This is a genomic window from Cytophagia bacterium CHB2 (assembly GCA_030263535.1).
In the GTDB taxonomy this organism is placed as follows: Bacteria; Zhuqueibacterota; Zhuqueibacteria; order Zhuqueibacterales; family Zhuqueibacteraceae; genus Coneutiohabitans.
Window position 1 is genome coordinate 1 of sequence record SZPB01000297.1, and the last position, 8,248, is coordinate 8,248.

Below are 8,248 nucleotides of genomic sequence, written 5' to 3' on the forward strand. Positions count from 1 at the left end.
CCAATGCGCGCCGGCGAACTGAATTCTTGTTGCGGAGAGATTTTGAGTTGCTCGAGCTGCTTGCTGAAGCGCGTGTTGGGATGCGCGCGCAAGAAATTGTCGACGATTTTCTGGCCTTCGGAGCGCCGGCCCTGGGCATATTCGTTTTTCGCAAGCACGATTGCCAGCAGGGCCAGGCCGTTTTCACCGAGATAATTACGGCGCAGCTTGCGGCGTAAATCATTCGGCTGCAAGTAATCGTTGAACAACGTTTCTGCAAGTTTGGCCGCCTTGTCGCGCAGCGCCGGTGTCTCGGCAAAATCCAAAACCCAAATGAACTCACTGGCCGCCTCGGCATAGTTGTTTTCTTTGAACGCAATCATCCCCAGCGCATAATGCGCATAATCCACATAACGGCTTTTGGCGTTGGCTTCCAGTAAACGGTTAAACGCCTCGGTTGCCTGGCTGTATTGCCCCAATTGATAGAGGCTCTGGCCTTGCATAAACAAACCGGAGGTGTAAAGCTCGTCCTGCGAGCCGCGCTCGACGATCCGGTTGAATTGCTCCAGCGCTTGCTCGAAATTGGCTTGATTATACGCCGTAACGGCGCGCTGAAAAGCCAGCTTCGGATCACGCCGGGTTTCTTGCGAAAGCGCGGTAGAAACAGCAATGCCCAGCAAAAGCCAGGCATAGCGAGAGCAGGCAAATGAATGTTTCATTCGACGGTTACACTCTTGGCTAGATTTCGCGGTTGATCCACGTCGCAGCCGCGCAGGATCGCGATGTAATACGCGAGCAGTTGCAGTGGAATGATAGTCAAAATCGGCGTCAACACCTCGAGAGTGGGCGGAATATAAATGACATGATCGGTGTGCCGCTTGATTTCCTGATCGCCCTCGGTCGCAATGGCGATGACGCGGCCGCGGCGCGCGCGGACTTCCTCGATGTTGCTCAGGATTTTGTCGTAGGTGGAATCTTTCGTGGCAATGAACACCACCGGCATGTTCTGATCAATCAATGCAATCGGCCCGTGCTTCATCTCGGCGGCCGGATAGCCTTCCGCATGAATGTAGGAAATCTCCTTCAGCTTGAGCGCGCCTTCCAGCGCCACCGGGAAATTATAGCCCCGCCCGAGATAAAGAAAATTGCTGGATTGATGATAGATCTTTGCAATTTCTTTGATTTGCTCGCGCTGGTTGAGAATTTGTTCGACTTGTTGCGGCAATGCTTGCATCGCTTGCACGGTTTCCCGGCCCTTCGACGCCGACATGTTGCGCATGCGCGCGAGCAAAAGCGTGAGAACCGAGAGCACCGTCACTTGCGAGGTAAACGCCTTGGTCGAGGCCACGCCGATTTCAGGCCCGGCATGCAAGTACACGCCGGCATCGGTTTCGCGCGCGATACTCGAACCGACGACGTTACAAATGCCGAGCACTTTTGCGCCTTTACGCTTGGCCTCGCGCAGCGCTGCCAGCGTGTCCGCCGTCTCGCCGGACTGGCTAATCACCAGCACAACGGTATCCTGGTCGATCACCGGATCGCGATAACGAAATTCGCTCGCATACTCGACTTCCACGGGAATGCGCACAAATTCTTCGATCATGTATTCGCCGATCAACGCCGCATGCCAGGAGGTGCCGCAGGCGGTGATCAAAATGCGGCGCGCGTAGAGCAGCGAATCGATCTCATGCCGGATACCGCCGAGGCGCGCCATGCCCTCTTCGGATAGCAAGCGTCCGCGCAACGCGTCTTCAATGGTGCGCGGCTGCTCCATGATTTCCTTCATCATGAAGTGATCGTAGCCGCCTTTGACGATGCGTTCGATGTCAAACGCGATTTGCTCGATCGCCTTGGTCACGGGCTGATTGTCAATGGTCTTGACCTGTGCGCCCTCGCGGGTGAGAATCGCCATTTCCCCGTCATCAAGGTAGGTGACGTTCTTGGTATGCTCGACCATCGCCGTGGCATCCGAGGCAACAAAATATTCGCCTTCACCAATGCCCACCACCAGCGGGCTGCCGCGCCGCGCCGCAATAATCGTATGGGGATGATCATGCGAAATTACCGCGATACCGTAAGTGCCTTGCACTTGCGCCAGCGCCGAGCGCACGGCCTCTTCAAAGGGCAATCCCTCTTTTTGAAACTCTTCGATCAAATGTACCAACACTTCCGTATCCGTGTCCGAGCGGAATTCATGGCCTTTTTTCACCAGCTCGCGCTTGATGGCCGCATAGTTTTCGATGATGCCGTTGTGAATCAGCGCGATGCGATTTTTGCTGTCGGTGTGAGGGTGGGCATTGACGTTGTTCGGCACGCCGTGCGTTGCCCAACGGGTGTGCGCGATGCCGACTGAGCCGCTGAATTTTTGACCGTTGAGTATGCGCTCCAGATTCGAAATCTTGCCCGCCTGCTTTTCGACGACAAGCTGATTGGCTGACACAATCGCAAATCCAGCGGAATCGTAGCCGCGATATTCCAGGCGTTTTAATCCTTCGATCAACAGAGGAACGAGCGGTTTATCTCCGACATAGCCGACAATACCACACATGGCTTACACTCCTTAAAATGGTGATGGGTTAAAAGCGATTGGCTGGGCGTCCTTCATTCCGACTTCCATTCTGACTATTCGTCAACGAGGGGGATAAGTATGGTACATGGAAAAGCAGGTGCGGATTGACGGAGTTCGGGTGTGCAAATATTTCGCATGAAATGCCCACAGATGTTCACCTGGGTTGAATTTAAACGGCAGCAAAATAGAAAGCAGTCACATAAAATGCAAGGTCAAAAAAGTTGATCTCTAATGCCGAATCGTTGGTTCAGGTTATTTGCAGGCGATATGTGTCAACCTGCCTGCCTTTGGTTGTGCCGGATGAATTTGACTGCGTCATTCCCACTCGATTGTGCTGGGCGGCTTGGCGCTGATGTCATAAACCACGCGGTTGATGCCGCGCACTTCGTTGGTGATGCGCGAAGAAACTTTCATCAACAACTCATGCGGCAGGCGCGCCCAGTCTGCTGTCATGCCATCGGTGGAGGTTACAGCGCGCAAAGCCGCTGTCATTTCATAGGTGCGATTGTCGCCCATCACGCCTACGGATTGAATCGGCAGCAACACCGCAAACGCCTGCCAGACGCGATCATACCAATTCTGATTTTTTAGTTCGGAGATGAAAATGTCATCGGCATGCCGCAAAATTTCAAGCCGCTCGGGCGTGATCTCTCCGAGAATTCTCACCGCCAGTCCTGGCCCTGGAAACGGATGGCGGCCAATGATGCTCGGCGCGATACCGAGCTTCGCGCCTACACGGCGAACTTCGTCTTTGAATAATTCGCGCAACGGCTCGATCAATTCGAGTTGCAAATCCGGCGGCAGGCCGCCGACATTGTGATGGCTTTTGATGGTGACCGAAGGCCCGCCGGTGGGCGAGACGCTTTCAATCACATCGGGGTAAAGCGTGCCCTGCACCAGGAAGCGAATGTCCGATAGTTTGCGCGCTTCTGCTTCAAAAACGCGAATGAATTGTTCGCCGATAATTTTGCGTTTTTGCTCGGGATCGACAATACCGCGCAACCGCTGCAAAAAGATATCGGAAGCATCGACCATGCGAAATGCTTTGCCGAAGAGTTTTGAGAACACCGCCGAGACCTGCTCCGCTTCATTGCGCCGCAACAAGCCGTGATCGACAAACACGCAGTGCAGTTGCTCGCCAATCGCCCGATAAACCAATGCGGCTGCCACCGCCGAATCGACCCCGCCTGAAAGCGCGCAAATCACTTGTTCCGCGCCGGCACGTTCGCGTATCGCTTCCACTGTCGCGGTGATGAAATTCTCTGGATTCCAATTGGGCGCGCAACCGCAGATATTAAAAACGAAATTGCGCAAGATTTGTGCGCCGGCCACTGTATGCGCCACTTCGGGGTGAAATTGCAAGCCGTAGAGTTTTTGTGCGGGATGCGCGAACGCCGCGAAATTCGAATTTTCCGTTTTGCCGAGCGCCACAAAATTGGCGGGCGGCGCCACAATCGTATCGCCGTGACTCATCCAAACCTGGCTGCTCGACGGCATGTCTTCAAACAAAGCGTTTTGTTGCACGATTTGCAGCGTCGCAAAACCGTACTCGCGATGCCTGGCTGGTTGCACGTTGCCGCCGAGATGATGCGCCATCAATTGTTGGCCATAGCACAAGCCGAGAATCGGGATGCCGAGATCAAAAATGCCCGCAGCAAATTGCGGCGCATTGTCATCATAAACCGAATTCGGCCCGCCGGAGAGAATGAGGCCCTTGGGCTTAAGCCGGGTAATTTCTTCCAACGCAAGGTAGCAGGGTTTGATTTCGGAATAAACGTTGAATTCGCGAATGCGCCGGGCGATGAGCTGGGTATATTGTGAGCCAAAATCGAGAATGAGGATAAAATCTTGTGGATGCATGAGATGATGTTGTTCAGTAGAAGAGATTTTGGAATTCCGATAGAATAATGTCCATACGAAAATCTTCCAGCCGCGGTTATGCCGGGGTTGGTAAGCGATTAGCTTTTCAAAGTTAGAATAAGATTCTGAAAGTCTATGACAGAATAATTTGCCGGCAGAACGATTCAAAATAATTCTGCCGATAAATCATCCTGTCAAAGTTTTTGCGGCGATGCTCGGTGATCCCGGCCGTAGGCTCATTCGATTATTCCTGTTTCGCCACTTCAAACCAATCGATGTTGCGCGTCAAATACATCACAATCGCCAAAATCACGAACAAGCCGATGCTGCCCAGCAGCAGGGCGTAGTCTTGCAATTGCAAAATGATAAACAAAAAGCCGTACAGCAGCACGAGAATGCCGCTGATGATCAGCGCGATCAAATTGCTCTTCAGCATGCCTTTGGTGTAGGCGCCGATCAAAAGCACAATGGCCGCGCTCGCGATCAAATAAGCTTGATTGAAGGGAATATACTCTGAAATGGAGAGCAACAGCGTGTAGAATACCAGCAGCGCAAAACCAACGAGCAGATATTGAATCGGGTGCAGGATTTTCTTGTTCAGAATTTCCGTCATGAAAAACGCGAGAAACGTCAACGCAATGAACATGATGGCATATTTGGCGGTGCGCATGGTTTTTTGATATTCGTCGATCGGCAGCAGCAACTTGACGCCGAAGGCCGAGGCCATCAGCTCTTGATTGGGGCCGAGCCATTGTTGCGGATAATTGCGATTGAGATGCAAAACGTTCCATTCCGCGCTGAAACGATCGCGTTGCAACTCGCGCGTTGTCGGCAGAAAACCGCCGATAAAGCTGGGATTGCCCCAGGTTGCTGCAACTTTGACGTTGGTCTCTTTGCCCACCGGCAGAAATTGCAATTCACCGCTGCCATTAAGTTTTAGGTTTATGGCGAATGTATGGGAAGGCAAACCGGCGTCGATGCCGGGTTTGACGCTAATGCCGGAGTATAAAACATCTTTTGCATCGATGCCGGGATTAGCGACAAGCTCCGCGTCAAGCCATTTGATCACGACGGCTTCGCGAATGCCTTTCAAATCGCTCAGGCCGAGCGCCAGTACCGCCTCATGCCAAAGAATATTTTCCGGCGCGATGCCCAGCTCCTTGAAATTTGGCGGGGGAAAATTGCCGGTGATTTGCAAATCCGACAGATAAAGAATGACATCATAAATGCCGCGATGACGGATTTCCGGGGTTAGCTCGCCGGAAATCTGCAACCGATCCGGCAGGAAATGCGCATGCTCGACAACGGTTGTAACGGTTTTGCTGTCGCTGCTCGTGACGATCCTTTTATAGGGAATCGTCAGTATCGGGCCGGCAATGATTTGACTTTGCCCCCACTTTTCGCTCACCTCGCGCACGGCGCTGTCACGCCTGTGCTCGCGTTCGTCAATAAGCGCCATGATCAGAAACGCAGGAATCAACAAGATCAAACTCAATGCGCCGATGATGAGCAGGCGCAAGCCGACCGATTGTTTATAGGAGCTGTTCTTCATCGTACTATCTCAACTTTCGCTCACCAAGCGAAACACGGTTTGAGCGGGCTTTGATTTATAACTGCCATTGCTGCATGTGGTGAAGATATTCGTAATTCGTCAAATCGAAGCGAATCGGCGTAATCGAAACATAATTCTGGCGAATTGCGCCGTCGTCGAATTCAATGCCTTCGTTGGCTTCGATCTTTGAGCCGGTGAGCCAGTAGTAAACGCGATTATGGGGATCGACGCGTTTGTCATACTTGTCATCATAGGTTGACGTTCCCATGCGCGTCATGGCAATGCCGCGAATCTCACGTTCCGGCACATTGGGAACATTGACGTTCAGCAACGTGTCTTTGGGCAGGCCGTTTTCTAAAATTTTAAGCGCGAGCCGGGAGCCGAGCTTTGCCGCATAGCTGAAATCTGCATCTTTATAAGTGGTGAGCGAGATCGCAAACGAAGGAATGCCCAGCAACATGCCTTCGGTGGCAGCCGAAACCGTTCCGGAATAAATGATATTGATGCCCGTATTCGAGCCGTAATTGATGCCGGAGACGACTAAATCCGGCTTGCGCTCGAGCAGAGCATAATAGGCGATTTTCACGCAATCCGCCGGCGTGCCTTTAACGGCATAGCCAAAAAAGCTGTCGAATTTTTCGAAATGCGTGACACGCAGTGGATCCGATAGCGTGATGGCGTGGCCCACCGCGCTTTTTTCACTGTCCGGCGCCACCACGGAAACATCGGCGATTTCTTTCAGCGCTTGATACATGGCATACAGGCCGGGCGCGAAAATGCCGTCATCGTTTGAAAGAAGAATATGAGGTTTCATTATTGCCATTTCATTGAGCGGCGGCCGGACCGCCGCAGGTTGCCAGGTATTTTACCAAACTGGAGTCACACCGTTTGCAAGCCTGCCGGCTTGTTTTTGAATTCATTCCAAAACATAAAGCCGTCTTTGTTGTTGGCCTCTTCTTGATTCTGCATCACATTCAACAACTTGGTGAGGCAGGCGCGCATTTCCAGGCGCGAACAGATGATATCGACGAAGCCGTGTTGCAGCAGAAATTCCGCGGTTTGAAAGCCTTCCGGCAAGTCCTGGCCGATGGTTTGTTTGATGACGCGCGGCCCGGCAAAGCCGATCAGCGCGCCCGGTTCGGCGATGATAGCGTCGCCCAGCATGGCAAAACTCGCCGTAACGCCGCCGGTGGTGGGATGCGTGAGTATCGAGAGGAAGGGAATGCCGGCATCGGCCAGGCGCGCGAGGCGCGCGGAAGTTTTCGCCATTTGCATAAGCGAGAGCGCGCCTTCCATCATGCGCGCGCCGCCGGCGGCGCAGATGATGCTCAACGGTTGCCGGCGCAACAAGGCTTCATCCGTCGCCAGCGCGATTTTTTCTCCGACCACGGAGCCCATGCTGCCGCCAATAAAACTGAAGTCCATCACTGCCAGCACCAGACGCTGCCCGGCAAGCGCGCCGAAGCCGGTGATGACGGCATCATGCACGCCGGTTTTGCGCGCCGCTTCTTTGAGCTGGTCGCCATATTTCTTGTTAGCTTTGAATTTCAAGATATCGACCGGCGCGATATTGGCGTTGGTTTCCTCGAAGCTGTTTTCGTCGAGCAGAAACTTGATGTATGTGCGCGCTGTAGCACGGAAGTGATGACCGCACTTGCCGCAGACGAAAAAGTTTTTTTCCAAATCCGGCTTGTAAATGATTTCATCGCACGCCGGGCATTTAATCCAAAGATCGGGCATGTCTTTTTTCTTCTGGGAGACCAGCCCTTTGGTTTCGCGTTTAAACCACGCCATCGTTACTCTCCTCTCTCAGGAATGATGAAGCCGTTGTCAGCTTTTTTTGCATCACAATCGCATCTTCGCCGGTGCGGCCATAATAGCGCGACCGCAGGCTATGATCATTAAAGCCCATGCTTTCGTATAAACGCCGCGCTGCCCAATTCGAGCGCCGCACCTCAAGATAGGCGGTTGCGCACTGTCTTGCCTGCGCCAATGCCAGCACATGCGTGAGCAGCATGCGCCCCAGGCCGCGCCGCCGGAACGTTTCTTTCACCGTCAAATTTGCAATTTCGATTTCATCCGTCACAATCCAGGCTACGATAAAGCCCACAATCTCGCCTGCGCGCTCAGCCACAACCGGTTGTGAAACCTCGGAGTTCAGCTCGACGCGAAACGATTCTTGCGGCCACGGCTCGGCGTAGCTGTGGGCCGCAATTGCCGCGACTTGCGAGAGATCGTCCTGCCGCATGCGACGAATGATCACCTCGGCGCGGTTGAGGCGACTCGCC

Annotated in this window: 7 protein-coding genes; all 7 read right to left on the reverse strand. The window is 53.3% G+C overall.

The genetic code is table 11. From position 1 onward, the window contains the following. On the reverse strand, positions 1–698 hold a 698-nt coding region (locus FBQ85_22545), incomplete at its 3' end, for a tetratricopeptide repeat protein (GenBank protein MDL1877921.1). After that, positions 695–2,527 carry a glutamine--fructose-6-phosphate transaminase (isomerizing) gene (glmS, locus tag FBQ85_22550; protein ID MDL1877922.1) on the reverse strand — a complete coding sequence of 611 codons (1,833 nt, stop codon included), beginning with the start codon at positions 2,525–2,527 and terminating at the stop codon, positions 695–697. The genes FBQ85_22545 and glmS, both read right to left, overlap by 4 nt. 336 nt (positions 2,528–2,863) lie before the next feature. Then, positions 2,864–4,408, reverse strand: coding sequence for a glutamine-hydrolyzing GMP synthase (gene guaA / locus FBQ85_22555; GenBank protein ID MDL1877923.1), 1,545 nt, complete (start codon positions 4,406–4,408; stop codon positions 2,864–2,866). A 244-nt stretch (positions 4,409–4,652) separates the two neighbouring features. Beyond that, complete coding sequence (gene creD / locus FBQ85_22560; GenBank protein MDL1877924.1) at positions 4,653–5,960, reverse strand: cell envelope integrity protein CreD; 1,308 nt, start codon at positions 5,958–5,960, stop codon at positions 4,653–4,655. A 55-nt stretch (positions 5,961–6,015) separates the two neighbouring features. Then, positions 6,016–6,774: a 5'/3'-nucleotidase SurE gene (gene surE, locus FBQ85_22565; protein ID MDL1877925.1), complete on the reverse strand. Its 759-nt coding sequence runs from the start codon at positions 6,772–6,774 to the stop codon at positions 6,016–6,018. A gap of 65 nt (positions 6,775–6,839) precedes the next feature. Further along, on the reverse strand, positions 6,840–7,754 hold the full coding sequence (locus tag FBQ85_22570) for an acetyl-CoA carboxylase carboxyltransferase subunit beta (GenBank protein ID MDL1877926.1): 915 nt from the start codon (positions 7,752–7,754) through the stop codon (positions 6,840–6,842). Continuing rightward, the coding region (rimI, locus tag FBQ85_22575) for a ribosomal-protein-alanine N-acetyltransferase (protein MDL1877927.1) at positions 7,741–8,248 on the reverse strand (508 nt) is incomplete at its 5' end. The genes FBQ85_22570 and rimI, both read right to left, overlap by 14 nt.

Bases quoted from the DNA above. Each gene is read 5' to 3' on its own strand.
- guaA (MDL1877923.1), bottom strand. From the start codon at position 4,408: ATGCATCCACAAGATTTTATCCTCATTCTCGATTTTGGCTCACAATAT.
- FBQ85_22570 (MDL1877926.1), bottom strand. From the start codon at position 7,754: ATGGCGTGGTTTAAACGCGAAACCAAAGGGCTGGTCTCCCAGAAGAAA.
- creD (MDL1877924.1), bottom strand. From the start codon at position 5,960: ATGAAGAACAGCTCCTATAAACAATCGGTCGGCTTGCGCCTGCTCATC.
- glmS (MDL1877922.1), bottom strand. From the start codon at position 2,527: ATGTGTGGTATTGTCGGCTATGTCGGAGATAAACCGCTCGTTCCTCTG.
- surE (MDL1877925.1), bottom strand. From the start codon at position 6,774: ATGAAACCTCATATTCTTCTTTCAAACGATGACGGCATTTTCGCGCCC.